General features: G+C 65.9%; 27 protein-coding genes and 1 tRNA gene. 12 read left to right on the top strand and 16 right to left on the bottom strand.

Going from position 1 to position 24,376, the window contains the following annotated elements; translation table 11 throughout:
- Positions 1 to 85: 85 nt before the first annotated feature.
- The gene (locus M1D40_RS02250; protein ID WP_461170052.1) at positions 86 to 505 is read right to left on the bottom strand and encodes a hypothetical protein; all 420 of its coding nucleotides are present in this window, start codon (positions 503 to 505) and stop codon (positions 86 to 88) included.
- 99 nt (positions 506 to 604) lie between these two features.
- On the opposite strand from M1D40_RS02250, the gene M1D40_RS02245 reads away from it, so the two are divergent.
- A complete protein-coding gene (locus M1D40_RS02245; RefSeq protein ID WP_341395722.1) occupies positions 605 to 1,060 on the top strand; it encodes a hypothetical protein in 456 nt (151 codons plus the stop codon).
- A gap of 15 nt (positions 1,061 to 1,075) precedes the next feature.
- On the opposite strand, the gene M1D40_RS02240 is transcribed toward M1D40_RS02245, so the two are convergent.
- The 5 genes from M1D40_RS02240 to M1D40_RS02220 all read right to left on the bottom strand — a co-directional run bounded on the left by M1D40_RS02240 (position 1,076) and on the right by M1D40_RS02220 (position 4,467).
- Entirely contained in the window at positions 1,076 to 2,155 is a 1,080-nt protein-coding gene (locus M1D40_RS02240) for a PLP-dependent cysteine synthase family protein (protein WP_461170051.1), read from the bottom strand.
- A 119-nt stretch (positions 2,156 to 2,274) separates the two neighbouring features.
- On the bottom strand, positions 2,275 to 2,580 hold the full coding sequence (locus M1D40_RS02235; RefSeq protein ID WP_341395724.1) for a transcriptional regulator: 306 nt from the start codon (positions 2,578 to 2,580) through the stop codon (positions 2,275 to 2,277).
- The gene (locus M1D40_RS02230; RefSeq protein ID WP_341395725.1) at positions 2,573 to 3,043 is read right to left on the bottom strand and encodes a hypothetical protein; all 471 of its coding nucleotides are present in this window, start codon (positions 3,041 to 3,043) and stop codon (positions 2,573 to 2,575) included. The genes M1D40_RS02235 and M1D40_RS02230 overlap by 8 nt, the downstream gene beginning before the upstream one ends.
- A gap of 83 nt (positions 3,044 to 3,126) precedes the next feature.
- On the bottom strand, positions 3,127 to 4,092 hold the full coding sequence (locus tag M1D40_RS02225) for a patatin-like phospholipase family protein (RefSeq protein WP_341395726.1): 966 nt from the start codon (positions 4,090 to 4,092) through the stop codon (positions 3,127 to 3,129).
- Between the two features lie 147 nt (positions 4,093 to 4,239).
- Positions 4,240 to 4,467, bottom strand: coding sequence for a hexameric tyrosine-coordinated heme protein (locus tag M1D40_RS02220; RefSeq protein WP_341395727.1), 228 nt, complete (start codon positions 4,465 to 4,467; stop codon positions 4,240 to 4,242).
- Positions 4,468 to 4,563: 96 nt separating this feature from the next.
- Between M1D40_RS02220 and M1D40_RS02215 the strand changes: the two genes are divergently transcribed.
- Genes M1D40_RS02215 through M1D40_RS02205 form a run of 3 tightly spaced genes read left to right on the top strand, consistent with a single transcriptional unit; the run spans position 4,564 to position 6,689 of the window.
- On the top strand, positions 4,564 to 4,734 hold the full coding sequence (locus M1D40_RS02215) for a hypothetical protein (RefSeq protein WP_461170050.1): 171 nt from the start codon (positions 4,564 to 4,566) through the stop codon (positions 4,732 to 4,734).
- Positions 4,731 to 6,116, top strand: a complete 1,386-nt coding sequence (locus tag M1D40_RS02210; protein WP_461170049.1) for an LssY C-terminal domain-containing protein — start codon at positions 4,731 to 4,733, stop codon at positions 6,114 to 6,116. The genes M1D40_RS02215 and M1D40_RS02210 overlap by 4 nt, the downstream gene beginning before the upstream one ends.
- A 24-nt stretch (positions 6,117 to 6,140) precedes the next feature.
- Positions 6,141 to 6,689, top strand: a complete 549-nt coding sequence (locus M1D40_RS02205) for a DUF7010 family protein (RefSeq protein WP_341395730.1) — start codon at positions 6,141 to 6,143, stop codon at positions 6,687 to 6,689.
- A gap of 209 nt (positions 6,690 to 6,898) precedes the next feature.
- On the opposite strand, the gene gap is transcribed toward M1D40_RS02205, so the two are convergent.
- Positions 6,899 to 7,906: a type I glyceraldehyde-3-phosphate dehydrogenase gene (gap, locus tag M1D40_RS02200; RefSeq protein WP_461170048.1), complete on the bottom strand. Its 1,008-nt coding sequence runs from the start codon at positions 7,904 to 7,906 to the stop codon at positions 6,899 to 6,901.
- Between the two features lie 100 nt (positions 7,907 to 8,006).
- On the opposite strand from gap, the gene M1D40_RS02195 reads away from it, so the two are divergent.
- Positions 8,007 to 9,215 carry an ROK family protein gene (locus tag M1D40_RS02195; protein ID WP_461170047.1) on the top strand — a complete coding sequence of 403 codons (1,209 nt, stop codon included), beginning with the start codon at positions 8,007 to 8,009 and terminating at the stop codon, positions 9,213 to 9,215.
- 154 nt (positions 9,216 to 9,369) lie between these two features.
- Here the strand turns inward: M1D40_RS02195 and M1D40_RS02190 are convergent, their stop codons facing one another.
- Genes M1D40_RS02190 through M1D40_RS02180 form a run of 3 tightly spaced genes read right to left on the bottom strand, consistent with a single transcriptional unit; the run spans position 9,370 to position 10,719 of the window.
- Positions 9,370 to 9,780 carry a VOC family protein gene (locus M1D40_RS02190; protein ID WP_341395733.1) on the bottom strand — a complete coding sequence of 137 codons (411 nt, stop codon included), beginning with the start codon at positions 9,778 to 9,780 and terminating at the stop codon, positions 9,370 to 9,372.
- Positions 9,781 to 9,790: 10 nt separating this feature from the next.
- The gene (locus M1D40_RS02185; RefSeq protein WP_461170046.1) at positions 9,791 to 10,243 is read right to left on the bottom strand and encodes a helix-turn-helix transcriptional regulator; all 453 of its coding nucleotides are present in this window, start codon (positions 10,241 to 10,243) and stop codon (positions 9,791 to 9,793) included.
- Positions 10,240 to 10,719, bottom strand: coding sequence for a DUF1801 domain-containing protein (locus M1D40_RS02180; protein WP_461170045.1), 480 nt, complete (start codon positions 10,717 to 10,719; stop codon positions 10,240 to 10,242). The genes M1D40_RS02185 and M1D40_RS02180 overlap by 4 nt, the downstream gene beginning before the upstream one ends.
- A gap of 151 nt (positions 10,720 to 10,870) precedes the next feature.
- Here M1D40_RS02180 and M1D40_RS02175 point away from each other — a divergent pair, with 151 nt between their 5' ends.
- The gene (locus tag M1D40_RS02175) at positions 10,871 to 11,941 is read left to right on the top strand and encodes an alpha-hydroxy acid oxidase (RefSeq protein ID WP_461170044.1); all 1,071 of its coding nucleotides are present in this window, start codon (positions 10,871 to 10,873) and stop codon (positions 11,939 to 11,941) included.
- Here M1D40_RS02175 and M1D40_RS02170 read toward each other — a convergent pair.
- Positions 11,904 to 12,209 (bottom strand): NUDIX hydrolase, encoded by a 306-nt coding sequence (locus tag M1D40_RS02170; protein ID WP_461170043.1) that lies wholly within the window; start codon positions 12,207 to 12,209, stop codon positions 11,904 to 11,906. The genes M1D40_RS02175 and M1D40_RS02170 overlap by 38 nt on opposite strands.
- A gap of 67 nt (positions 12,210 to 12,276) precedes the next feature.
- The gene (locus M1D40_RS02165; protein ID WP_461170042.1) at positions 12,277 to 12,870 is read right to left on the bottom strand and encodes a TetR-like C-terminal domain-containing protein; all 594 of its coding nucleotides are present in this window, start codon (positions 12,868 to 12,870) and stop codon (positions 12,277 to 12,279) included.
- Between the two features lie 128 nt (positions 12,871 to 12,998).
- Between M1D40_RS02165 and M1D40_RS02160 the strand changes: the two genes are divergently transcribed.
- On the top strand, positions 12,999 to 13,976 hold the full coding sequence (locus M1D40_RS02160) for a DUF5692 family protein (protein ID WP_461170041.1): 978 nt from the start codon (positions 12,999 to 13,001) through the stop codon (positions 13,974 to 13,976).
- A 177-nt stretch (positions 13,977 to 14,153) separates the two neighbouring features.
- Here the strand turns inward: M1D40_RS02160 and M1D40_RS02155 are convergent.
- Together M1D40_RS02155 and M1D40_RS02150 are read right to left on the bottom strand one after the other, a co-directional pair.
- Positions 14,154 to 14,230, bottom strand: a tRNA-Thr gene (locus M1D40_RS02155).
- A 152-nt stretch (positions 14,231 to 14,382) separates the two neighbouring features.
- Positions 14,383 to 15,255, bottom strand: coding sequence for a DsbA family protein (locus M1D40_RS02150; RefSeq protein WP_461170040.1), 873 nt, complete (start codon positions 15,253 to 15,255; stop codon positions 14,383 to 14,385).
- 169 nt (positions 15,256 to 15,424) lie between these two features.
- Here M1D40_RS02150 and M1D40_RS02145 point away from each other — a divergent pair, with 169 nt between their 5' ends.
- From M1D40_RS02145 to M1D40_RS02125, 5 genes are all read left to right on the top strand, one after another.
- The gene (locus M1D40_RS02145; RefSeq protein WP_341395740.1) at positions 15,425 to 16,894 is read left to right on the top strand and encodes an alpha,alpha-trehalose-phosphate synthase (UDP-forming); all 1,470 of its coding nucleotides are present in this window, start codon (positions 15,425 to 15,427) and stop codon (positions 16,892 to 16,894) included.
- Positions 16,891 to 17,667, top strand: a complete 777-nt coding sequence (gene otsB, locus M1D40_RS02140; RefSeq protein ID WP_461170039.1) for a trehalose-phosphatase — start codon at positions 16,891 to 16,893, stop codon at positions 17,665 to 17,667. Before M1D40_RS02145 ends, otsB begins: the two co-directional genes overlap by 4 nt.
- A 131-nt stretch (positions 17,668 to 17,798) precedes the next feature.
- On the top strand, positions 17,799 to 18,890 hold the full coding sequence (locus tag M1D40_RS02135; protein WP_341395742.1) for an ABC transporter ATP-binding protein: 1,092 nt from the start codon (positions 17,799 to 17,801) through the stop codon (positions 18,888 to 18,890).
- Between the two features lie 103 nt (positions 18,891 to 18,993).
- Positions 18,994 to 20,358: a DUF4032 domain-containing protein gene (locus M1D40_RS02130; RefSeq protein WP_461170038.1), complete on the top strand. Its 1,365-nt coding sequence runs from the start codon at positions 18,994 to 18,996 to the stop codon at positions 20,356 to 20,358.
- A 121-nt stretch (positions 20,359 to 20,479) separates the two neighbouring features.
- Entirely contained in the window at positions 20,480 to 22,195 is a 1,716-nt protein-coding gene (locus M1D40_RS02125) for a glycoside hydrolase family 13 protein (protein ID WP_461170037.1), read from the top strand.
- Here the strand turns inward: M1D40_RS02125 and M1D40_RS02120 are convergent.
- Positions 22,192 to 23,565: an FAD-binding oxidoreductase gene (locus M1D40_RS02120; RefSeq protein WP_341395745.1), complete on the bottom strand. Its 1,374-nt coding sequence runs from the start codon at positions 23,563 to 23,565 to the stop codon at positions 22,192 to 22,194. The two genes, M1D40_RS02125 and M1D40_RS02120, sit on opposite strands and share 4 nt — an antisense overlap.
- A 9-nt stretch (positions 23,566 to 23,574) precedes the next feature.
- Positions 23,575 to 24,060 (bottom strand): SRPBCC domain-containing protein, encoded by a 486-nt coding sequence (locus M1D40_RS02115; RefSeq protein ID WP_461170036.1) that lies wholly within the window; start codon positions 24,058 to 24,060, stop codon positions 23,575 to 23,577.
- Positions 24,061 to 24,376 lie beyond the last annotated feature (316 nt).

The following is a 24,376-nucleotide window of genomic DNA, read 5'->3' as shown; positions in this document are numbered from 1 at the left end:
CGAAGAGTGGAGGCGGAACCGGGCGGCAAGGGAGCTGGACGGCAGCGCTGGGTGCTCGACGGCGGAAGTCAGGGTTCGGCGGCGGTCAGAGGTCGACGGCGGCAGTCATCTCACTGACAAAGGCCTCGGTTTCCGCTGCGTTGCGGAAACCGTAGGACACTTCGCGCACGGCTTCTTCCCGGCTGGCCGGAACCGAGTGGTACTTCACGGCGTCAAAATTGCCGGGCCCGGTGACGGGCTCCACCAGCGGCCGGTGGTCCAGGTGCGGGAACTGGCGCAGCGTCGGGTCAATCCGCCACTGCGCGGTTTCGATCCAGAAGTGGTCCCCCATGCCTGAGGAGCCGCTGGCCACCCGAATGTCTTCGACGCCCGCGCCGGCCATGAGCCAGGCGAGTGTGAAGGAGGCCGGCGCGCCGAGACCTGATCCGTAGGGAATGTGACCCTCTGCCACCGCCGCTGTCTGCTCTGCAAGGCGGGTTGCTTCCTGAAGGCTGAGTGATCGCATGCTTCCATGTTCCCAGCCGGATGTGCAGAGTACCTATTTGGAGGGCTCCCGGGCATGCAGCCTCTGCCTCTGCACCGGCCGCGGCGGTACCGTTGAAACATGACCGACCGCGAAACGCACCAGCGGCACAGTTCCAATCCGACCGGCGCCATCCGCAGGATTCCGTCCGGAAAGAAGGCCGACGCCCTGTGGTCCTCCATGGAACGCGAGGATGGGCTGTACACCATCCTGGAGGCAGCCCGGCGGCTGGGCTTTGGTTACGGGCCAAACCTCCGTGCCTCCCGGCTGACCGGAAAGGGCAGGGTCCTGGCCGTGAAGCGCGGCGACGCCTTCCTCTATCCCGGGTTCCAGTTTGATGTGCCCGGCGGCCGCATGGTCCCGGCGGTCAAGGATGTCATCCGGCTGGGCCGCTGGATGGGCTGGACGGATGAGCAGGTGGCCCTGTGGTTTTACACCCCAAACAACCTCCTGCAGGGCAAACGTCCGGTCGATGTCCGCACTGACGAGGAAAAGCTGATCAGCACCGCCGAGAAGGATATTGCCGGCCGGTCCTGAGCCCTGATTGGGCGGCTACTGCGGCCAGCGCCCGGTTTCGAAGAGCTCGGCCAGCAGGGCCTGCGCCGGGGCGGGGTCCAGACCGCGGGACGCCAGCCACGCGTCGTCGCCGTACGACGCCGCGTAGCGGTCACCGGAATCGCACATCAGGGAGACGATGCTCCCCGCTTTCCCCTCCGCTTCCATCCGCGCCGCCAACTGCCACACGCCCCACAGGTTGGTGCCGGTGGAGGGGCCTGCGTGCAGCCCGGCGATGTCAAAGAGGTGCCTGGCGGCGGCCACGGAGGCGCTGTCCGGAACCTGGATCATGTGGTCGATGACCGCCGGCACAAAGCTTGGCTCCAGGCGCGGGCGCCCGATGCCCTCGATGCGCGAGGGGCCGCCGGAGGCGGGCTCCCCCGGATTGCGCCAGGACGGATAGAACACTGAGTTTTCCGGGTCCACGACGGCCAGCTTCGTGGCATGCCGGTGGTAGCGGATGTAGCGGCCGAGCGTTGCACTGGTGCCTCCGGTACCGGCTCCAACCACAATCCATTCGGGGACCGGAGACTCTTCCAGCGCCAGCTGACCGAAAATCGACTCGGCGATATTGTTGTTGCCGCGCCAGTCCGTGGCCCGTTCCGCGTAGGTGAACTGGTCCATGTAGTGGCCGCCGGTGCTGCGGGCAACCTCTTCGGCGGCCGCATATACCTGGGACGGATCGTCGACGAAGTGGCAGGTTCCGTTGTACTGCTCGATCAGCGCGATTTTCTCGGCGCTGGTGGTGCGGGGCATGACGGCGACAAACGGCAGGTCCAGCAGCTGCGCAAAGTAGGCCTCGGAGACGGCGGTGGAGCCGCTGGAAGCTTCCACGATGGTCATGCCGCGGGTGATCCAGCCGTTGACCAGCCCAAAGAGGAACAGCGACCGGGCGAGCCGGTGCTTCAGGCTGCCGGTGCGGTGGGTCGACTCGTCCTTCAGGTAGACCTTAACGGACCAGCCCGCCGGAACCGGGACCTCGAACAGATGGGTGTCGGCGGAGCGGTTGCCTTCGGCTTCAATCCGCCGGATGGCTTCATCGGACCAGCGGCGGTTCGGAACCTGGGAAATAGTCACCCGATCCAGCCTACAGGCGCTCCCTGAAGATGCCCGAGCGGATCCGGGTGCGGCCGGATGCCGGCTCGCCGCGCAGGACACCGGCCGGAGCAGATTCGTGACAGGAAGGAGGTTGTGGATTAGCCTGCGGCGCCTGCAATTTGCCGCAGGGCACGGATGTGCGCGTCGAAGGCGTCTTTTCCCGCCGCTGTGAGCCCCACCCACGTCAGCCGGCGGGCGTCCTGCCGGTTCTCGGAAGCGGCCTTCGCCAAATGGATGTACCCCGCATCGGCCAGGGTCTTCAGGTGCTTGGACAGCGTGGCATCGGATATCCCCAGGCCGTCGCGGAGGACGGCAAAATCCATCTGGTTGACGGCCCGCAGCAGCCCGCAGATCCGCAGCCGGCTGGGGGCATGGATGAGGTCGTTGAACTGTGCCTCAGGCATCGCGCAGCCGGTCCAGCGCCGAGCGGTAGGCCACTGAGGCCAGCCAGGTCACCGCGCCGAAGGCGGCCAGGCTCGTTAGTGCCACGGCCCACCCGGCACCCAGCGACACCAGGCCGAGCGAGACGGAGAACAGTGCCAGGCACGCCGCGAGCATCCCCGCCACCGCCAGGGCAGCCCCGGATCCCATGCTCTGGAAGCGGATTCCGGTTTCGCGGTTCATGAGATGGGCGATGATCAGCACGGCGACCAATGCCAGCCATCCGGAGGTCGGCGGTTCATAGTTCTCCCCCGGGCTGGCCGTCGCCGCGCCGGCTACCCACCATGCACCGACCCCGCCGTAGGCAGCCAGCAGCACCCTGGGAACGCGGGTGCTGTCCGCCAAAGCCCGGCGGTCTCCGGACAGTTCGCTCAGGCGGGCAGCCGCCTCGTCGGCGGACGGCCGCCCCTGAAAGTCATTTTCCATAGCGGCAAGTCTATGGGTTACTTTCCATTGAGGCAAGAGACTTGGATTAGCGGCAGTGCCACCGCACCGCCTGACGTGCCCCGCTACTTTCCCTGCAGGACCTCCGCCAGCCGGTGCAGTTCCGCTGACGTATCCAATGCCATCTTTTCCGCACTGGCCAGCAGACCCAGGATGTTCTTCGCCCCGGCGTCGTTGGAGGCATGGTTGGTGCCCGGCAGCAGCCGGGCCTGGATCCGCACATAGTTGGTGTCCAGGATCCGGCGCAGCCCCTCCCGCATGAGCTGCCCCGGGCCGCCGAAGACCATGGCAAAATCCTGCTCCAGGGCCTGGAGGTCCGCTGTATTGTGCGTCTGTTCGGAGCTGAGCAGCAGGCCCACCGAAGTACCGGAGGTGCCGGTGCCCAGCGACACCAGCATCACGCCGTCGTCGTCGTCCCGGGGCATCGAAAGTCCCAGGGTGTAGGCCACCAGCGCGGGATCGTCAGCGGCCAGCCCGCCGTCCACCAGCTCCCGCGTCCGGCCGCCGGGATCGGTGTAGGTCACCGCGGGGAAAAACCGCGGCAGCGATCCTGTTGCCCGGGCCGCGAGCGCCATGGGCGCATCACCCAGCTGCGATTGGTCCAGTCCCCCGCCGGCAAAATACAGTGCCTGCGTGTTGGCCAGGTCGCAGGTGGTCACCGCCACGGGAAGGATGGCCTGCGACAGCGTGGCATCGCCCAGGACCTCTTCGAGGAAGTGCTGCAAAGGCTGCGCGGGATACATGGATCCGCCGGGCGGAATGGCTGTCAGATCCCGCTTGGCGTGGTCGCGCGGAAAGATCGACTTCGCGCTCGCGAAATTCAGGTTCCGCACTTCTTTGGCGCTGTAGGGGGTGCCGCCGTCCCGCGGGCACGTCAGGGCGAGCGCGATCATCCCGCCAACGGACGTACCGACAATCAGGTCGAAAAGTTCCGCGGTCGGCCGGCCTGCCCGTTTCTCCAAGTGGGTCAGCCACATGATGGGGATGATGCCGCGGACTCCGCCGCCGTCGATGGAGAGAATGCGCAGCATGGCGGCTCCTGAGGGGAATGCGGTGTTGTCCCAACGTCCGATTAACCCTGCCCGCAGCGTCTGCAGGGGTCAAGGCCGGTGTGCGTCCGAGCCGCTCGGGCGCGGCCCTTTCCCGAGCGCCGGCCTCTGCTTGAGCCCGGCGCTGCCTCATCGCCAGTAATTATTGGCAGCCGCTATCGTCGCAAATTCGGTGGCCACCACCTGGGACGCCGCAATGAGCCCGTTCGGGCTGTTCGCGTAGGCATCACGGATGATGCTCTGCACATGTTCGTCCGGCTGGATGGCAAAGGAGGTCTGCAGCGCCAGGCTGATGGCCAGACGGCGCCCTTCCTCAGGGCTTTCACACTTGAGGGAGTTATTCGGAACGAGTTCCATGGGGTATGTCCTCTGTTCGGCGTTGCGGACCACCTCATTGTGGACGGCTCCCGGGAAGGGGACAAGAGCCGGACTGCCGCGAACAAGGAGGCCCTGATGGATGAGTACCTGATTCTGCTGCCCGACGACGAGGACGCGTGGGAGCGCCTCAGCCGCGATGGGCGGGAAGCGGTGCACGGCCGGCACCGGGAGTTCACCCGCCGGCTGCAGGAGGGCGGACAGGTGCTGACCGGCGGTGCGGAGCTGGCTCCCTCCCGGACAGCATGACTCAGCCCACCGGCGCCGCCCGCAGCACCGCTGCCTCTGCCGTTTCGCCCGAGACCGCCGTCGACTGGGCCTTCTTCCTCTTCGGCGGGCTGGCTGCGGGATGGTTCGCCGTCATGCTCCTGGATGAGAGCCTGCAGCCGCGGCACCTCTGGGTGCTGGTCATCTTTTGGGCCGTCCTGGCCTACCTCGTACTGCCGAGATTGCACCGGGTCCTGACCCGCATCTACATCCCCGATTACTTCATGGGACGAACCCGGACCAGCGACGGGCTCTTCGGAGACCCGGTTAATCTTGCGTTCCGCGGGCAGGAAGAACAACTGCGTGCCGCGCTCGAGCAGGCAGGGTGGACAGCAGCGGACCCCGTCACCCTGGCCAGCAGCCGCCGCATCGTCCTCGACAGCATTCTGCACCGCAGCTACGCGGCAGCCCCGGTCAGTCCGCTGTTCCTGTTCGGCCGCCAGCAGGACTTCGCCTATCAGCAGGAAATTGACGGAAATCCCCGCCGAAGGCACCATCTGCGCTTCTGGCGCTGTCCCCCGGGGTGGCTTTTGCCCGGCGGGATCTCCGTGGACTGGCTCGCGGCGGCCGCCTATGACCGCTCCGTCGGGTTGTCGTTTTTTACGCTTCAGGTCACGCACCGGATCGGTGCCGACATTGATGCTGAGCGGGACTATGTGGTCTCGTCCCTGGCGGAGTCCTCCCCGGACCTGCCGGTTGAGGTCATCAGGGGTTTTTCCACCGGTTACCACTCGCGCAACGGCGGCGGGGACTCGTTCGAGACCGACGGCGACCTGCCCATCGTGGATGTGGGCCGGACACCGTTCCGGCATGGTTCCCCGCTTCTTAGCCCTGGATCCGGACGGGTTACCGGCCAGGTTTCCGGGCAGAGGCCCCGGCGTCCGGCGCCCGTCGTCGTCGGTGCCGTTTTGGTGTTCCTGCGGGCAGCCGCCGCGCTGACAGTTGCGGCGGCTTTACTGGGCAAAGGCAGCGAACCCTGGCGGAGCATCCTTCCGCAGCCGGGCACCGCCGATCCCGGCACCATCGGTCTGGGCATCAATCTGGGCAGCGGCAGTGAGGCGGTCGGATTCCTCTTTGTCGCCTTCGCGTGCGCGGACGCAGGCTTGGGCATTCTCATCCTTCGCGGAGTCAACGCAGCACGGCTTGCAGCGATGACCCTCAGCGCCGCCGCGATTGTCCTCCAAATTGTTTCCGTAGTCAGCAGCGGCCCGGACGTTCCCCTCAGGTCCAATCTGGCCGGCTATTCCCTGGACGTCCTGCTTATTCTGGCCCTGTCCAGCGGGCGGGCACGGGAGTTCGCGCATCAGCGGCACCGCGTCCGCCAGCGACGGCGCCGCAGCAGTGCCCGGGACGCCGTCGGCTAGGGTTGCGGGAACAGGGGGGTGCTGATGATCATCACTGAGTTTCCGCGGGACCTGCTCATGACCGGTGCCATTTTCGGTGTGGCTGCATTCATGTGGGCCGGATGGGCGCAGGAGCGCCCGCCGCAGGGGGTGGCCTGGCGGGTTGTCCTTGGCGCTCTGGGGCTCTGCGGTGCGGTTCTGGCGGCCGGGACCATTCCGGCGGCGGTCAGCAACTGGGCCGAGCCAACTGCGATCGTTTTCGGCGGGACGGCCTTCGCCTGGTACACCGCCGTGTTCTGGCTGGAAGTCGCCGCGATGATTGCCCTGGTCATTGTGGCCACGCGGAGGAAGCGCAGCGATCTCATTGCTCCGCTGATCCTCGCGGTGGTCGGCATTCACTTCATCCCGCTGGCATGGGTGTTCCAGCAGCCGGTCTATCTGGTGGCCGGGATTGCAGTGACCGCTGCCGCGGCCGTGGCGGCTTTCATCCCCGACAGGACCGCAGCGCGCAGCTTCTGGTGCGGGCTGCCCGCCGGCGCAATTCTCCTCGCCACCGGCGCCGTCTGCGCGGCGGCCGGGTTCGGTGCCCTGTAGCCAGAGGGGAAAGCGCCCGGCCTCAGACAAAAGGTTCACGACTCCCCCTCCCCCCTCGGTTTTCTTGCGACTTTTGAATCCTTCGGCACCTCATTAAACGACGACCGCATTAAACGACGACGGCGCCGCCCGGACCGTGGAAGCGGTCCGGCGCGGCGCCGTCGTGCGTTGTTTTGTTCTCGTTCCCCGCTGCAGCGGGAACCTTGCCCTTAGAGCTTGGAGGCAACCAGACCGGTCAGGTCCACGAGGCGGTTGGAGTAGCCCCACTCGTTGTCGTACCAGCCGACAATCTTGACCTGGTTGCCCATGACGCGGGTCAGGCCGGAGTCGAAGATGCAGGAGGACGGGTCGCCCACGATGTCCGAGGAAACAATCGGATCCTCGGTGTAGGTGAGGATGCCGGCCCAGCGCGGATCCTGTGCAGCCTTGGCGTAGGCGGCGTTGATCTCCTCGACTGTGGCTTCCTTTTCCAGCGTGACGGTCAGGTCGGTGACGGAACCGGTGGGGACCGGGACGCGGATGGCGAAGCCGTCCAGCTTGCCCTTCAGCTCCGGCAGGACCAGGCCGATGGCTGCAGCGGCACCCGTGGAGGTCGGAACCATGTTCAGGGCAGCGGCACGGGCACGGCGCAGGTCGCTGTGCGGGCCGTCCTGCAGGTTCTGGTCTGCCGTGTAGGCGTGCACCGTGGTCATCAGGCCCTTTTCAATGCCGAAGGCATCGTTCAGGACCTTGGCCAGCGGGCCGAGGCAGTTGGTGGTGCAGGAAGCGTTGGAGATGATGTCGTGGTTCCGGGGATCGTAGTCGCCGTCGTTCACGCCCATCACCACGGTGAAGGCGTCGCCCTTGGCGGGTGCGGAGATCAGGACCTTCTTGGCGCCTGCGGTGATGTGCTTCCGGGCGTCGTCCGCCTTCGTGAAGAAGCCGGTGGATTCGATGACGATGTCAACGTCCAGCTCGCCCCAGGGCAGGTTGGCCGGATCGCGCTCGGCGAGCACCTTGATGGTCTTTCCGCCAACGATGAGGTTGCCGTCTTCGACGGAGACCTTCTCGCCCAGGCGGCCGGCGACGGAGTCGTACTTCAGCAGGTGGGCCAGCTGTGCGGGGTCGCCCAGGTCGTTAACTGCTACAACCTCGAAGCCTTCGCCGTGCTCCAGTGCTGCTCGCAGGAAGTTGCGGCCAATGCGACCAAAACCGTTAATACCGACGCGTACCGTCATGAGGGCCTCCTCAGGCTCGATAAGATTAAATTTAGAGACTAAATTTATTACCTCCTATAATTATGCTGTTATCGTCGCCACACGTCAAAAGGGCTCACCCATGGATGCCTCCACCAGTACCCCGCAGCTCCTGCGCCGCACCAACCTGCGGGCAGTGCTCGAGGTGCTCCGCACCGTGCCCTCGGCCACCGGCACCGACCTGATTTCCGCCACCGGCCTGACACGCGCCACCGTCATTGCGGTGTGCGATGACCTCATTGCCCGGGGCTGGGCCCGGGAACGCGAATCGCCGCGGATCGGCGGGCAAAAAGGCCGGCCCGCCCGCCGCTTCGAGTTCAATTCCGGCGCCGGTCACGTCTTGGGGCTCGACGTCGGCATCGCCACCGTCCGTGTCCTGGTCTCGAACCTGTCCGGCGCCGTCGTCGGCGGTGCCGAAGCCCGCTTTCCCCGCCACGGCGGAGCGCCGGAGCAGCGGCGGCGGGTGCTGACTGCCGCCGTCGACGACGCGCTGGCCGACGCCGGCACCACTTCCGCGGCCGTGTTGTGCGTAGGCATGGGCATCGCTGCCCAGGTGACCGGAGAAGGCGCCGTCGCTCCGGGGCAGGAGGTGGCGCCGATGTTCGAGCTCGGGCTGCAGAAGGAATTCGGTGAAGGCCGCGGCTGGCCTCTGCTGGTGGAGAATGACGCCAAGCTCGCGGCCCTCGCCGAGCGCTGGCGCGGGGTGGGTGCCGGAGAAGAGAACCTGGCCGTAATCCTGGCCGGCGAGCGCCTGGGCAGCGGCATTATCGAGTCCGGCCGGCTGCTGCACGGCGCGTCCGGCGGCACCGGAGCGATGGGTGCGCTGGAACTGGTGGCCGGCGTCGGCAACGAGGACGGAATTGCCAAGCTGGCACGGCTCTGGGGCAGCGCGGCATTGAAGGACGGGCACGACGGCGCCATCCGTGCCCTGGTGGGCCCGTCCACCAACCGCGCTTCCGCCCGGCTGGTCTTTGAGGCCGCAGCCGCCGGCGATCCGGTGGCCGTGGAGATTCTGGACCGCATTGCCCGGCGGATGGCACGGGTACTGGCCCTGGTCTCCTCCTTCTTCGATCCGAAACTGATCGTTATCGGCGGCGCCGTGGCGGCGTCAGCTACGGCCCTGCTGCCGGTGATGACGGATGAGCTGGCCCGGTACGTGAGCGAGCCGCCCCGGGTTGCCGTCTCGGACATGGGCAAGATGCTGGTGCCCACCGGAGCCGTGCGCCTGGCCCTGGATTATGTGGAGGCCCACATGCTGGAACTGGTTCCGGAGGTCCGCCGGCCGGCGTGATCCGCCCGGCGATCCACCCGGTCCCTCCTCCTACGCCCTCTCCTCCTCTCCTCCTCTCCACCTCTCCGCGAGATGGCAGTAACGGCTGTTCCCAGGCCCGGGAAGCGCACTTACTGCCATCTCGGGTGAAAGAAAGGGGCACCAAGGCACCGATTTAGCGCATCTCCTGCATGCGGAGCAGGTTGCCCGCCGGATCCCGGAACGCACAGTCGCGCATTCCCCAGTCCTGGTTCATGGGCTCCTGAACCACTTCCGCTCCCCCGGCCTCAACCTGTGCAAAGGCAGCATCCAAATCCGCGGTTGCCAGCATCATCCCGGCGTAAACACCCTTGGCCATCATTTCCTCAATGGCGCGGCGCTCCTCATCCGTGATGCCCGGGTCGGCGGCGGGTGGCTGCAGGACAATCGAGGTGCCGGGCTGATCCGGCGGTCCCACCGTGATCCAGCGCATCCCCTCGTAGCCGACGTCGTTGCGGACCTCGAATCCCAGAACGTCCCGGTAGAACGCCAGCGAGGCATCCGGGTCGGTGTGCGGAAGAAAGGCACAGTTGATCGTGATGTCCATGTTGCTCTCCCTACTGCGGCTGCACCAGCCGCACTTCTCGATTCCTTATCGGCCGTGTCGCCCGCCGGGTGATGCAGGGCGGCAGGCCGGCCAGGCTGTCCTGCGCCTGCCGCTGGTATGCCCCCGGCGGCACGCCCACCAATTCGGCGAACCGGGTGCTGAAGGTTCCCAGGGACCCGCAGCCAACCGCGAAGCACACGTCAGCGAGACTGAGGTTCCCGCGGCGGAGCAGGGTCATGGCACGTTCGATCCGCCGCGTCATCAGGTAGGAGTACGGGGACTCCCCGTAGGCACTGCGGAACAGGCGGCTGAAATGGCCGGCGGAGATGAATTCGCCGCGGGCCAGCGCCGTTACATCCAGCGGTTTGGCATACTCCCGGTCAATCCGGTCACGCACCCGCCGCAGCCGGGCCAGATCGTCCAGGTGCCTGGACACCCTGACCGCCTGCGCCGCCGTCGTCATGCCCCCACGGCCCTTTCGATGCACGCGCGAATTGCTGCTTCTCCGGCCGCCGTCAGCTCAGGCGCCAACGCGTAGGAGACCGGCCAGACGCCGTCGGGTTCATCCAACTGCGCTTCCTCATTGAAGCCGAAGACGCAGTAGCGCCCCTTGTCCACTTCACCGCTGCGAAAGAAACAAACGACCTTCCCGGCCCGCGCGTAGGCCGGCTGGCCGTACCAGAGCCTCGGCACCAGTTCCGGGGCTGCAGCGGTCACCACGGCATGAATACGTTCAGCCAGCGCGCGGTCCGATGCCGGCATTTCGGCAATTTTCGACAGGACGGCCTTCAGGTCGGCGGCTGCTTTGTCCGCTTTCCTTCCCCGCCCGGCCGTCTTGAGTTCGGCCGCTCGCTGCTTCATGGCCGCGCGCTCCTCCGCAGAGAATCCGCCCTCGCGGACTTCTTCCGGTTCAGTTCCTGCGGCTTGCCGGTTCGCCACGATCTGCTCTTTCTGCCCGTTCCCGTAAGTGTGCCTCTACGCTAAGACCAGCAACAGGTCCGGCGCTTCTTGATTCCTGAGCGATCCGGAAGCAAAAGGGCACGATGAGGATGCCGTCCTTGATGGACCGCTCCGGACGAACAGGAACAGTATGGAACCCAATGGCGGGCAGGCGTATGTGGACGGATTAGAGCAGAAGGCAAAGGCAGAGCTTCCCGACTACGTGTACGGCTATTTTGCCGGGTCGGCAGGCGGCGGCGAATCCGTGCAGGACGCCGCGGCACAATGGGATGCGCTGCGCTTCCGCCCGCGGGCCTTCACTCGCACCTCCGCGCGCCGGACCGAAACATCAGTGCTGGGAGTACCGCTGCAAACACCTGTCCTGGCTGCTCCGATGGCGCAGCAGAACGCGGCCACTCCCCTAGCCGAACTTGCGACGGCGCGTGCCGTCCGCCGCACCGGGTCGCTGCTGGGCGTCTCCACCAACACTTCCGTTCCGTTCGGGAAGATCGCGGAAGAAGGCGTCCCGTGGTGGTTCCAGGTGTACGTCATGAGGGACAGGGGGTTGTCCGACGCGCTGGTGCAGCGAGCCGCGGACGCCGGCGCGAAGGCGCTGATCCTGACCGTGGATACGACACGGCTGGCCTCCGGCGGGCTGGTTATCGACCCCCTGCTGTGGCCCGAAACCCCGGGGAAGAAGAGGCTCGGGAATCTTCTCGACGAAGACCTGACCGGCCTTCCGGAGGATGCCCCTGCCGCGGCGGAGGACCTGACCCTGGACGTCATTGGCGAACTACGCGAACGGTCGGGTCTTGAAGTGGTGGTGAAAGGCGTTCTGCGCGGCGATGATGCGCGCAGGGCAGTAGATGCAGGGGCCGCCGGCGTACTGGTTTCCACTCATGGGGGCCGGCGGCTCGGCCGGTCCGTGACTTCGGCCCAGGCGCTGCCAGAGGTGGTCCAGGCTGTCGGCGGCGATTGTGAGGTTTACGTCGACAGCGGGATCAGGACCGGGGATCACGTAGCGGCTGCGCTGGCGATGGGCGCGCGTGCCGTTTTCGTGGGGCGGCCGGTGATGTGGGGCCTGGCCTCCGAGGGCGAAGACGGTGCAGCCGGCGTTCTCGCACACCTTACCGAGGAACTGCGGTTCACCATGTCCGGCATCGGTGCCGACGCCATCGCGGACATCACACCGGACCTGCTGTGGCGCGGGACGGCTGATTAGACCGGACGTGGGCGCGGCCCACGTCGTGCCGACTCCGGCTTTCGACCAGCACACGGTTTTCGCCCGCATCGCGCCATGCCGCGGCCAGGGCGTCTTCAGCGGGTAAAGCGAACCCGCCGGGCAGGGCCGGGGAACCCTTGAAAGGGTGGGCCCCGCGGCGGACGAAAACGGCATTCAGGGTGCCTGCGGTGACAGCAAAAACCACCAGGTCCACGGCCAGCGCAACGGACGGATACTCACGGGGAACATATTCGGCTTCAGCGGCCATCAGCTTCCTGTCAGTACCGTCCGGGTGGTGCAGGGCGGGGAGGTGAAGAAGTTCGGCCGGGTAATGATCAAGTCGGCGCGGCCCGTTCGTCGAGCCGGCGGACCGACTCCCGTACCGCCCCGTGCAGCATGACCTCCAGATTGCCGACCACGCGGTAGGGATGTTCGACCATGCCGTCCGCGACCCATCGCAGCACCACGGCGAGCACGGCCGAAGTGTAGAAGTCGACCACCAGCACGCGGTCCTGCAGGCGCACCGGTCCCCCGCCTTCCCGGTCCATTACAGCCTCGGTGACAGGCCGCATCTGCCAAAACAGGAACCGCTCGAGCCCGGGCTGGCCCACCCCACTGAGCACCCCGAGCGTCGATGAGCGGTTGTCGCGCATGTACCGCATCAACCAGACCAGTCCGTCGGCCCATCCCACCTCAGCGGCGAAGGCTCGGACCCGGCGGGCGACCTCGGTCTCGAACACCCATACCGCGAGGTGCCGCACATCGGGGAAGTGGTAATAGAACGCCTGCCGCGTCAGTCCGCAGTCACGTGTCAGTTGCGTGACCGTCACCTTGTCGAGCGGCTCGGTGCGCAGCCGGGCTTTCAGCGCGGCTGCCAGAGCCTCGCGTGCCCCGGCATGCCGCTCCGTTTCGGTATCCTCTTCGGTCATGCCTGAAGGTAGCACCGGGCGTTTCTAGACACATCGCAACAGGTGTCTAATGACGCGGAACGGCGGGCTTTCTACCTTAGAAATGAACGGCACGCATGCCGCGGGCCGCTAAGGAGAGGTCCCCAAAGATGTTCTTGTTCGAATCGATTCCCTGGTACTCCTGGGCGATGTTCGGCGTCGTCCTGGTTGCCCTCATTGCGCTCAACGAGGTGACGCGGCGCTGGAAGTGGGCCGGTCTGGCCTTCTTCGTGGCCCTGCCCATCCTCCTGACCCTGTTCGTGTGGCCCACAACGGCCGGAGACGGGTCCTCCACAGGCACCTGGTTCCACTGGGTAAAGGTGTACTCGGCACTCCTCGGGTGCCTGGGCTTCATGCTCATTCGGTACGTCCCGCGAATGGCACAGAACCGCTGGATGCTGATGTTCCCTCCGCTGATCCTGGCGATCAACATCGCCGAAGCTGTCATCCGCGACGTCGAGGTGGCCGGTCTGCAGGGCATGCACGACGGCGTCTTTATGGTCGGCGGCCCGTGGAACTATATGAACGCCATCGCCGGCATCCTGAACCTGCTCACCATCTGTGGCTGGACGGGCATCATCGTGTCGCGTGACAAGTCGAAAGACATGATCTGGCCGGACATGATGTGGTTCTGGATCATCGCGTACGACCTGTGGAACTTCGCCTACGTCTACAACTGCGTCGGTGACCACGCCTTCTACGCCGGTGCGGCTCTGCTTATCTCCTGCACCATCCCCGCGTTCTTCCTGAAGAAGGGTGCATGGCTGCAGCACCGCGCCCACACGCTGGCGCTGTGGATGATGTTCACGATGGCGGTCCCGACGTTCGTGAGCACGTCGCCGTTCGCCGTCGAGTCTTCGCACAACCCAACCGCGCTGTTCGTCGTGTCGGCCATCTCGCTTGCGGCCAACATCGCCGTCGCGGTCTACCAGGTGTTCACCATTCTCAAGTGGCACCGCAACCCGCTGCGCGACGAGCTGTACACCCACCTGCCCCAGTACCGGGAGGTGCGCGACGCGAACCTTCCCGTCGCGTCTTCCGTGCCCCTGCCGGCGTCGCCGGAGGTGGGCCGAAGGGTCACCCTCTGACCTCGCTGTCCGCCTCCGGTTCCGGCCGGGTGCACAGCGGACACCACGCGCCGTGGTCGAGCCTCCACAGGTTCGACCACGGCGGCCGCCGTATCCGGCCACGGCCCGCCGGATCGAAAACCGGACAAGAAAAAACCCCTCCTGATCGGACGTTTCGCCTGATCAGGAGGGGTTTCGTGGAGCCCCCTGCCGGATTCGAACCGGCGACCCCCTGTTTACAAGACAGGTGCTCTGGCCAGCTGAGCTAAGGGGGCGGTGCCGGCCAAGCCGGCTGCGCGCCGTCGTCGTGCCCTGCCAAAAGGCAAACACGGTGACTGCGCTAGTCAAGGTTAACCCAGAGCGCCCGTTCCCGCGAAACCCAAACAGGTTTCACGCGAAACGGGCGCTGCGGGCGAAGCCCCAAAACTTACTTGTTGGCGTCGATTGCCGTCTGAACGGCGGTTTCGAAGTCGTTGGCGTTGGTCTCGGCGCCGTTGACGTACACCGTGGGCGTTCCGCTGACGTAGTCCACGCGGGCCAGGCGGTCCGTGTAGTTGACGAAGGCGCGGAAGCCGTCGTTCTGGATGCAGTCGGCTGCATCGCCGGCGCCCACGGACTCGGCCATTTCGGCCAGCTCCGCATTCTTCATTTCGCCGTTTTCGTAGTTCGAGAACACGGCGTTCATGAAGTCCCAGTACGATCCCGGGTTGCTGTCGGCCACGCATGCGGCTGCGTTGGCGCCGCGCGAGGAGAAGTTGCTGGGTGACCCGCGGTCCAGGAAGGCCACCGTGCGGTACTCGTAGGTAACCTCACCGGCGTCCAGCCAGGACGCGACCTTGTCCTCGTAGGTTTCCTCGAAGTCGGCGCAGTGCACGCAGTTCACGTCCACGTAGACCACAATCGGAACCGGCTCGCCGGCTGCCGCGGGGGTGATGCCCGGCGGAACGGGGGCGTCGTCCTTGGCTTCCGTGGGCGCTTCGGGCAGCGAGGCGACGTCGACGTCGAACGGCTCGGTGGACTTCAGTTCCGATGTGGAGGTCAGCGTGATGCCGCCGTATTCATTGGCGTTGGCCGGCGCCGGGCCGGTCTGAGCTTCCGTGCCGCTGCCGCCGCGCATGGAGTCAATCACGATGAGCGCAACGACCACTATGATCGCCACCACGGCAACGACCACGCCCCAGCGCACCAGGAGCTTGTTGCGCCGCTCCTTTTTCTTCTGTGCTTCACGCAGGGCGCGCGCCTGTTCACGCGCAGCAGCCGTGCGATCGGCCTTGCTGGGCTTGGGGTTCCGCTCAGTCATAGTTCCTCATGTTTTCTCTCACGCCTGCCCGGTTGGGCAGGCGGCCGGCAGGCAACAGTTTAGGCCACCAAGCCATGCTGCCCTTACTTCCAACGCCCGCAGCAGACACAAAGTTTCCGGCCTTGGATAGAGTGGCATAAATACAAAAGCCAACCAAGGGGTGCATATCGTGAACGCTGCTGCCGCTGATCCTGCAGAAAAAAATGCCACGGACGGGTATGGCGATTTCGATTTCATCGTAGTTTCCAACCGCCTTCCCGTTGACCGGGTGAATACCGAAGACGGCGAAAGCTGGCGCCGCTCCCCCGGCGGGCTCGTCACCGCACTGGCTCCGGTCATGGCCAAGGCCGACGGCGCCTGGGTCGGCTGGCACGGAGCTCCGGACGAGGAGCTCAAGGAGTTCGACCACGACAATATGCACCTGCTGCCGGTGCCGCTGAGCGACTCCGAGGTGGAGCTGTACTACGAGGGATTCTCCAACGCGACCCTGTGGCCGCTGTACCACGACGTCATTGCCCCGCCTGAGTTCCACCGGACGTGGTGGGATTCGTACCGGACCGTCAACCGCCGGTTCGCCGACGCCGCCGCCACCATGGCGGCCAAGGGCGCCACTGTCTGGGTACAGGACTATCAGCTGCAGCTGGTCCCCCAGATGCTGCGCAGGGACCGGCCCGACCTCAAAATCGGCTTCTTCAACCACATTCCGTTCCCGCCGCTGGAGATCTTCGCCCAGCTGCCGTGGCGCAGGAACATCATCGAGGGCCTGCTCGGGGCGGACCTCATCGGCTTCCAGCGCCCCTCGGATGCCAGCAACTTCCTGCGCTGCGTCCGCCGCTTCGCCGGACATTCCGTCCGCCAGCAGCAGGTGCACGTGACCAACGAGGACGGCGTGTCCTACGTTTCGCGGGCCGAGTCCTTCCCCATCTCCATCGACGTGGACCAGATCACCGAGCTGGCCAAGCGCGAGGACATCATCGAACGCTCCCGGCAGATCCGCCGCGAGCTGGGCGATCCCAAAACGGTCCTGCTGGGCGTGGACCGCCTGGATTACACCAAGGGCATCAGCCACCGCCTCAAGGCGTACGGCGAGCTCCTTGAAGACGGCAAGCTCACGGTTGAGGACGCGTCGCTGATCCAGGTGGCCAGCCCCAGCCGCGAGCGCGTGGAGCAGTACCGGCTGCTGCGCGAAGAAGTGGAAGGCACCGTGGGCCGGATCAACGGCACCTACGACACCATGGGCAGCACCGCCATCCGCTACCTGCACCACAGCTATCCGGTGGAGGAAATGGTGGCCCTCTATCTGGCCGCCGATGTCATGCTGGTCACCGCCCTGCGCGACGGCATGAACCTGGTGGCCAAGGAATACGTGGCCGCCCGCATCAACAACACCGGAGCCCTGGTCCTGAGCGAGTTTGCCGGCGCCGCGGACCAGCTGCGCCAGGCTGTCCTGGTCAACCCGCACGACATCGACGGATTGAAGAGCTCCATCCTTGATGCCATCAACATGCCGGACCGCGAGGCGCAGCGGCGCATGCGGCTGATGCGCCGCCAGGTCCTTCAGAACGACGTCGAGCGCTGGTCCAAGAACTTCCTCAACGCACTGCAGCAGACGGAGACTGAGACGGAGAGCGGCAAATGAGCGAACTTCCCGCAGGCCTCCCGGAGGCCCTGGAACAGCTGGCGGCTGCACAGACGCTGCTGGTGGCACTGGATTTCGACGGCGTGCTGGCTCCCCTGGTGGAACACGCCGACGACGCGCGCCCCCTGCCCGGGTCCGCCGCCGCCGTCCGGGAGCTGGCTTCCCTGCCCAACACCTTCACCGCGATGATTTCTGGGCGCGCACTGGACAGTCTCCGCCGGGCCGCAACCCCCGACCCGGAAACCCTGCTGATCGGCAGCCACGGCGCTGAAGCCTGGACCGGGCCCGATGCCGAGCCGCTGCAGTTGACTCAGGAACAGGACCGGCTGCTGGACCGGGCCCGGGCAGCAGTGGAGGAAATCATTGACTCCCATCCGGGCACCTGGATGGAAACCAAGCCCGCCGGCGTCGTACTGCACACCCGGAGCGCGGCCGACGACGTCGCCGCGGCAGCCACCGAAGCAGCCCGCGCCCGGCTTACGGCCATTGACGGGGTACAGGTGACTGACGGCAAGCGGGTCCTCGAGACCTCCGTGGTCCACAGCAACAAGGGCGAGGGAATCCGGACGCTGCGCACGCTCACCGGCGCGACGGCGGTGCTCTTCGCCGGCGACGACGTCACCGACGAGAACGGTTTTGCTGCGCTGCTCCCCGGTGATCTGGGCGTCAAGATCGGCCCCGGCGACACCCGGGCATCCTTCCGGGTCCAGTCGCCGGAGGCGTTCACCGGAGTCCTGGAGACCCTGCTCGAATTACGGCGCGACCGGGGCTAAGTGGTGCCGCCGGGCGGGTATGGCATACTGACCCTGTGACCGCGGCCACAACCGCTGCCACCTGTTCCTTAATTCAATAGCACTTCACAACGGATCGTCGGGCACGTACCTGCCCGTGAAGGAGAAATATCATGGCAACGGTAACGTTTGACCAGGCCACGCGCCTGTACCCGGGCACGGATCGCCCGGCAGTCGATAACCTCAGTCTGGAGATCGCCGACGGCGAGTTCCTGGTTCTGGTGGGTCCCTCCGGCTGCGGAAAATCCACCTCCCTGCGCATGCTCGCCGGACTCGAAGACGTCAACTCCGGCCGCATCCTCATCGGAGACAGGGACGTCACCGACGTTCCGCCGAAAGACCGTGACATTGCCATGGTTTTTCAGAACTACGCGCTCTACCCGCACATGTCCGTGGCCGACAACATGGGCTTCGCACTGAAGATTGCCGGCGTGGGCAAGGAAGAGCGGCTGGAGCGGGTCCGCGAGGCGGCGAAGCTGCTGGACCTCGAGGACTACCTGGACCGCAAGCCGAAGGCCCTCTCCGGCGGGCAGCGGCAGCGTGTTGCCATGGGCCGCGCCATCGTGCGTAACCCGCAGGTCTTCCTCATGGATGAGCCCCTGTCCAACCTTGATGCCAAGCTGCGCGTCCAGACCCGTACGCAGATCGCGTCGCTGACCCGGCGCCTTGGCGTCACCACCGTCTACGTCACCCACGACCAGGTTGAGGCCATGACCATGGGCGACAGGGTTGCGGTGCTCAAGGACGGCATCCTGCAGCAGGTGGACACTCCGCGGAACCTGTACGACCACCCGAACAACGTCTTCGTGGCCGGCTTCATCGGTTCCCCGGCAATGAACCTGCTGGAGCTGCCCGTTGTTGACGGCGGTGTAGCCTTCGGCGGTGCCGTCTACCCGGTGGCGAGTTCGGTTCTTGGTGCTGCTGCCGGCAACACCGTCACGCTCGGCGTCCGGCCCGAAGACCTGGAGATCGTGGATTCCTCCGGCGCGGGCCTGAAGGTGGAGGTCGACGTCGTGGAGGAACTCGGTGCCGATGCGTATGTTTACGGGCACACCACCCTTGACGGCACGGATCGGGACATGGTGGTCCGTGTCGACGGGCGCCGTCCCCCGATGAAGGGTGACACCCTGTTTGTCCGCCCGCAGGTGGGCCATGTGCACCTCTTCGACACCAGCAACGGTGAGCGCCTGGCCGACCACGCCTGATCTGCCCGCCTCAATGCGGTGGCCCCCTCGACTGAACTAGACTCGTTGAGGGGACCACCGCATTGCTGTTTAATCAACAACGCTCGACAAAGGGCATGTGCTTATGACCGAACCTGCAGGCGCAAACTGGCGAGACGAACCTACCGACTGGGATCAGCCGGGCAAACTGCCGCGGCTTCATGTCTCCACCCCGGAGAAGGCCCTTGCCTCCCTGAACATCACTGCGGCATCCATGGATCCCGCACTTTTGGACCTGCCCTGGCATCTGCCGCTGGAGGACTGGCCCAAGGAAAACCTGGCCGCTCTGCCCCGCGGCATTTCCCGGCACGTGGTCCGCTTTGCCCGGATGGGTGATTCGCTCATCGCGATCAAGGAAACCAGCGAACACGTGGCCCGGCAGGAATACCACATGCTGCGCAAGCTGCGGCGGCTGAATGTCCCTTCGGTTGCGCCGGTTGCGGTCATCACCGGCCGGTATGACGTCCACGGCGAAGAGCTGCAGCCGGTCCTCGTCACCAAGCACCTGCGCTTCTCGCTGCCCTACCGTGCCGTTTTTTCCCAGACCCTGCGCGAGGTCACCCTCACCCGGCTGATCGATGCCCAGGCCCTGCTGCTGGTCCGCCTGCACCTGGCCGGGTTCTACTGGGGCGATGTTTCGCTCTCCAACACCTTGTTCCGGCGCGACGCCGGCGCCTTTGCCGCCTACCTCGTAGATGCTGAAACCGGCGAGCTCTACCCGGAGCTGTCCCGCGGCCAGCGCGAGTACGACCTGGAGATCGCCAGGGTCAACATCGCCGGGGAGCTGATGGACCTCGCTGAAGGCGGGTTGATCGAGGAAAGCGTGGATCCGCTGGCCACGAGCGAGCGGATCATGGACAGCTACCGCAACCTCTGGGCGGAGCTGACGGAAAAGGAATCCTTCGAGCTCGGCGAACGCTGGCGCGTGAATGCCCGCATCCGCCGCCTGAATGACCTCGGGTTCGATGTCGACGAACTCACCATCAAAACCACCGCCGACGGAACCCAGGTCCAGCTCCAGCCCAAGGTGGTCGACGCCGGACACCACCAGCGCCGCCTGCTGCGCCTGACCGGGCTTGATGCCCAGGAGAACCAGGCCCGCCGGCTGCTGAACGACATGGATTCCTACCGCGCAGACAACAACCCGGACCTTGACGAGGAGCTCAGCGCGCATCTGTGGGTAACCCAGGTCTTCGAGCCGATCGTGAAATCCGTACCGCGTGAGCTCGGCAGCAAGCTCGAGCAGGCCGAGGTGGTGCACGAGGTCCTCGAGCACCGCTGGTACATGTCGGAAAAGGAAAACCGGAACGTTCCGATGGCTGAGGCAGTGCAGTCATACATGGACACGGTTCTCCGCCACCGCCGGGACGAGGCTGCCATCCTGCTCACCGCAGACACCAGGACCATGAAGATCCTGGACTCCGGCGGCGCACCTGAGCAGATGTCCTGAGGTTGTCCGGATCACCGGGGTCTATGCCGGATCTCACCGCATAACAGGGAAAAGGCACCGCCGGCAGGGCGTTAACAACTATAGGTAGCATTCATGCTAGATAGGAGGTCCCTGCCCAGTTATGTCCACACCAGTTGTTTCCCACCCACCGGGAGCCACTCTTCAGACCGTCCCCGTCCATGTACCGCCAGCGGGTCAGGAATGGTGGCGCTCCTCAGTCATTTACCAGATTTATCCCCGGTCCTTCCGTGATCTCAGAGGTGACGGAATCGGCGATCTTCGGGGTATCACCGAAGAGATTCCGACGCTGGCCGAACTGGCCATCGACGCCGTCTGGCTATCACCGTTCTACCGGTCGCCGCAGAAAGACGCGGGTTACGACGTTGCAGACTATTGCTCGGTGGACCCGCTTTTTGGCACTCTCGAGGACTTCGACGCCCTCGTAGCCCGGGCCGGCGAGTATGGTATCCGCGTCATCGTGGACCTGGTCCCGAATCACTGCTCCGACCAGCACCCTCTCTTCCAGGCAGCGCTGGCAGCGGCACCCGGCTCGCCGGAGCGGGACATGTTCATCTTCCGGGACGGCAGGGGCGAGAACGGGGAGAACCCGCCGAACAACTGGCAGTCGCACTTCGGCGGCCCGGCCTGGACGCGGACCACCAATCCGGACGGCACGCCGGGGCAGTGGTACCTGCACCTCTTTGATTCCTCCCAGCCCGACTTCAACTGGGACAACCCGGCGGTGAGGGACGAGTTTGAACGAATCCTGCGCTTCTGGCTCGACCGCGGCGTCGGCGGCTTCCGGGTGGACGTTGCGCATGCCCTGATCAAGAAGTCCGGCCTGCCCGACTGGGGCGGAGCCGCCGACGGCGCGTCCTCCGAGGGCTTCCCCGGCTCTGCGGCTCCCATGTTTGGACAGGAAGGCATTCACGAGATCTTCCGGTCCTGGCGGAAGCTTCTGGATGAATACGACGGCGACCGCGTTCTCTGTGCCGAGGCGAACGTGGACCCCGTGGAGCGCATCACCGACTGGGTCCGCTCCGATGAGATGCACCAGGCGTTTAACTTCGCCTACCTCAACCATCCGTGGGAGCCGAAGGCGCTGCGGGACATTATCGAAACCTCTCTGCGGGCCTTCGATACCGTTGGTGCGCCCACCACCTGGGTACTGTCGAACCACGACGTCGTCCGCCACGTTTCCCGGTTCGGGCTGGAATCCAACAAACTGCGCAGCGGAGACGGCATTGGCCCGCGGGACAGCCAGCCGGACTATCTGCTGGGCGCGGACCGCGCCCGGGCCGCCACCATGCTCATGCTGGGCCTGCCCGGCGGTGTCTACCTCTATCAGGGCGAAGAGCTCGGCCTGCCCGACCACACCATGATGCCGGACGAGTTCCGCCAGGACCCCACCTACCACCGGACCGCCGGCGCGCGGGTAGGCCGTGACGGCAGCCGTGTTCCGCTGCCGTGGCGGGTCAATGAGCCCTCGTTCGGGTTCAGCTCCGCCGGCCGGTCCTGGCTCCCGCAGCCGGCCTACTGGGGCCGCTACTCCCGGGACGTTGAACAGCGGGACCCGTGGTCGTCGCTGAATATGTACCGCCAGGCCCTTTCCGTCCGGCGGGGCCTGGGACTGGGTGCCGGTTCCCTGAAATGGTGGCCCGAGCACGATGCCGAGGGTCTGGTGGCCTTCGTCAACGGCAGTGTCCTGGTCGCAATGAACATGGGCGAGAAGCCCGTGCAGCTTCCGGACCTTCCCGTTCTGGCAACAAGCTCGCCGTCAGCGATGGAAGGCACCCGGCTGCGGCCAAACCGCACGGTGTGGCTGAAGCTGGACTAGCGCGGGAGAATCGCTTTTCCGGGATTAAGGATTCCGGCCGGGTCGAAGGCATCCTTGATCCGGCTCTGCAGATCGCGTAGTTCTTTCTGCTGTTCCTGCGCCAGCCAGCGGAGCTTGAACTGGCCGATCCCGTGTTCGCCGGTGATGGTACCGCCCATGGCAAGGGCCACTGTGATGGATTCATCGAGGGCGGCGTCCAGCCTCAGGGCTGCGGCGCTGCCCTCAGCAGTTTCCACCCAGAAGGTGGGATGCAGGTTCCCGTCGCCGGCATGCGCCACGACTTTCAGCCGCACGTCGTGATCTCCGGCCATCCGGTGCAGCTCGCGGATATAGGAGACCAGCCGGGACCGCGGAACAGCCACGTCCTCCCCCACGCGGAGCTGGGTGTGGACGGCATCGCCGCGGCTGTGCCGGCGCAGGTCCACCAGGCGCAGCGCTTCTTCGGAGCCCTCCAGGCTCACAGTCCCGCCCAGGGCCGCGAGGACGGACCGAACCACTTCAGCTTCGGCGTCGGCTCCGTATCCGTCAGTCTGGATCAGCAGCAGCGCTTCACCCCGGCTCCGCAAGCCGGAACCGTGGACAGTGTCGAGGGCCGTCATGGTTGCGCCGTCGAGCAGTTCCATAATGGCCGGCTGCACCCGTGCCTTCCCCACGGCGAGGACTCCGGCGGCTGCACTGTCGAGGTCGGGGAAAAAGGCGGCGAGGGTGCAGACCTTGACCGGCAGGTAACGCAGCCGCACGGTAATGCCCACCACGATTCCCAGTGTCCCCTCGGAACCGGTGAACAGGCTCGTCAGGTCATACCCGGCGACTCCTTTGAAGGTTTCCTGTCCAGTGGTGATGAGCGTCCCGTCCGCCAGGACGACGTCGAGTGACAGGACAGAGTCCCGCGTCACCCCGTACTTCGCGCAGCGCAGACCGCCGGCGTTGGTGGCTACATTGCCCCCGATCGTTGAAATGCGGTAGCTGGCCGGATCCGGGGCGTACATCAGCCCGTATTCGGCGACGGCCGCGCTGAGCTCGGCGTTGATCACTCCCGGTTCGACCCGGGCGATTTCATCCTCCGGGCGAATTTCCAGGATTCGGTTCATGCGCTCCAGACTGAGCACTATGCACCCGGCGGTGGCATGCGCTCCCCCGGAAACACCGGTCCCGGCACCCCGCGGCACCACGGCAGTTCCGGTACGCGAAGCCCAACGGAGCACCTCCTGGACCTCGGCCGCCGACTCTGGCCGGACAACCGCCAGCGGATTGGCGTAGTCCAGCACTGGCCCCTGGTCGCTCGCATAGGCTGCCAGTACCTCGGGGACAGTATCGACGGCGATGCCGGGCAGGGAGCCGGCGAGGTCCGGAAGTGCGTGTGCGGTCATACGAGGATGCTACCGGGCTCCCATGAACCGCGCGTACCGGTCAAGAATCTGCGGCCAGGCAGCGGAGAAACCCAAGTGCGTTTCCACGACCTCGGCCACCTGGCCGAGACCGGAATGCGTCAGGCTGATCCTTGTCTCATTTTCGCTCAACGGGGTAAAAGTGACACGGACTTCCGTGGGCGTCCCCGGACTGTGCCCGGCCACCCAGTCCAGTGCCAGCTCAGCGTCCTGAACCCTGCTGGTCACCGTTGCCCACACTGCCGTTTGTCCGTCCGGTCCCGTCTCCGTGAGGGAAGCGGCTTCAAACTCCGGGTGGGTCCCCTCCCCGAATTCCGTGTACTGCTCCGGCCACCACAGGTGCAGGTACTCGGTAAAACCGTTGAACGCCTCGTGCAGCTCGCGCGGGACAACACGTTCCACGACGATGTCCTGAACGGCGGCGGCTTCCTTCGCGGGATCCGGCTGCTCGGCGTGGGAGAAAAGGGAAGAGTTCATCGTTCAACCCTAGCCGGATCGGCTGTCCGTTGTGCCCCTGCCATTTGGATCACTGCGGCCCGGCCGGATAACACGACGGCGGCCCCGGACGGCCAAACACGGCGGCGGCCCCGGACGGATAGCACGCGGCGGCCCTCCCTGCCTCCGAACCCATTCCCGGCCCGGCCGGCGGTTCTGCCCTATCCTTTCCCCGCGAGATGGCAGTAAGTGCTCTTCCCGGCGCTCAGACGTGCCGTTGCTGCCATCTCGAGTGAGAGGAACCTCCTCGCGCGTGAGAGGAACCCAACACGTGTGAGGGGAAACAGGGGATAAACAC

The organism is Arthrobacter sp. Z1-15 (assembly GCF_054792395.1).
Note: the sequence above shows the minus strand (reverse complement) of the source record. Positions and strands in the feature narration are given on the sequence as shown.

Bases quoted from the DNA above. Each gene is read 5' to 3' on its own strand.
- M1D40_RS02250 (WP_461170052.1), bottom strand. From the start codon at position 505: ATGCGATCACTCAGCCTTCAGGAAGCAACCCGCCTTGCAGAGCAGACA.
- M1D40_RS02245 (WP_341395722.1), top strand. From the start codon at position 605: ATGACCGACCGCGAAACGCACCAGCGGCACAGTTCCAATCCGACCGGC.
- M1D40_RS02235 (WP_341395724.1), bottom strand. From the start codon at position 2,580: ATGCCTGAGGCACAGTTCAACGACCTCATCCATGCCCCCAGCCGGCTG.
- M1D40_RS02230 (WP_341395725.1), bottom strand. From the start codon at position 3,043: ATGGAAAATGACTTTCAGGGGCGGCCGTCCGCCGACGAGGCGGCTGCC.
- M1D40_RS02225 (WP_341395726.1), bottom strand. From the start codon at position 4,092: ATGCTGCGCATTCTCTCCATCGACGGCGGCGGAGTCCGCGGCATCATC.
- M1D40_RS02220 (WP_341395727.1), bottom strand. From the start codon at position 4,467: ATGGAACTCGTTCCGAATAACTCCCTCAAGTGTGAAAGCCCTGAGGAA.
- M1D40_RS02215 (WP_461170050.1), top strand. From the start codon at position 4,564: ATGGATGAGTACCTGATTCTGCTGCCCGACGACGAGGACGCGTGGGAG.
- M1D40_RS02210 (WP_461170049.1), top strand. From the start codon at position 4,731: ATGACTCAGCCCACCGGCGCCGCCCGCAGCACCGCTGCCTCTGCCGTT.
- M1D40_RS02205 (WP_341395730.1), top strand. From the start codon at position 6,141: ATGATCATCACTGAGTTTCCGCGGGACCTGCTCATGACCGGTGCCATT.
- gap (WP_461170048.1), bottom strand. From the start codon at position 7,906: ATGACGGTACGCGTCGGTATTAACGGTTTTGGTCGCATTGGCCGCAAC.
- M1D40_RS02195 (WP_461170047.1), top strand. From the start codon at position 8,007: ATGGATGCCTCCACCAGTACCCCGCAGCTCCTGCGCCGCACCAACCTG.
- M1D40_RS02190 (WP_341395733.1), bottom strand. From the start codon at position 9,780: ATGGACATCACGATCAACTGTGCCTTTCTTCCGCACACCGACCCGGAT.
- M1D40_RS02185 (WP_461170046.1), bottom strand. From the start codon at position 10,243: ATGACGACGGCGGCGCAGGCGGTCAGGGTGTCCAGGCACCTGGACGAT.
- M1D40_RS02175 (WP_461170044.1), top strand. From the start codon at position 10,871: ATGGAACCCAATGGCGGGCAGGCGTATGTGGACGGATTAGAGCAGAAG.
- M1D40_RS02170 (WP_461170043.1), bottom strand. From the start codon at position 12,209: ATGGCCGCTGAAGCCGAATATGTTCCCCGTGAGTATCCGTCCGTTGCG.
- M1D40_RS02165 (WP_461170042.1), bottom strand. From the start codon at position 12,870: ATGACCGAAGAGGATACCGAAACGGAGCGGCATGCCGGGGCACGCGAG.
- M1D40_RS02160 (WP_461170041.1), top strand. From the start codon at position 12,999: ATGTTCTTGTTCGAATCGATTCCCTGGTACTCCTGGGCGATGTTCGGC.
- M1D40_RS02150 (WP_461170040.1), bottom strand. From the start codon at position 15,255: ATGACTGAGCGGAACCCCAAGCCCAGCAAGGCCGATCGCACGGCTGCT.
- otsB (WP_461170039.1), top strand. From the start codon at position 16,891: ATGAGCGAACTTCCCGCAGGCCTCCCGGAGGCCCTGGAACAGCTGGCG.
- M1D40_RS02135 (WP_341395742.1), top strand. From the start codon at position 17,799: ATGGCAACGGTAACGTTTGACCAGGCCACGCGCCTGTACCCGGGCACG.
- M1D40_RS02130 (WP_461170038.1), top strand. From the start codon at position 18,994: ATGACCGAACCTGCAGGCGCAAACTGGCGAGACGAACCTACCGACTGG.
- M1D40_RS02125 (WP_461170037.1), top strand. From the start codon at position 20,480: ATGTCCACACCAGTTGTTTCCCACCCACCGGGAGCCACTCTTCAGACC.
- M1D40_RS02120 (WP_341395745.1), bottom strand. From the start codon at position 23,565: ATGACCGCACACGCACTTCCGGACCTCGCCGGCTCCCTGCCCGGCATC.
- M1D40_RS02115 (WP_461170036.1), bottom strand. From the start codon at position 24,060: ATGAACTCTTCCCTTTTCTCCCACGCCGAGCAGCCGGATCCCGCGAAG.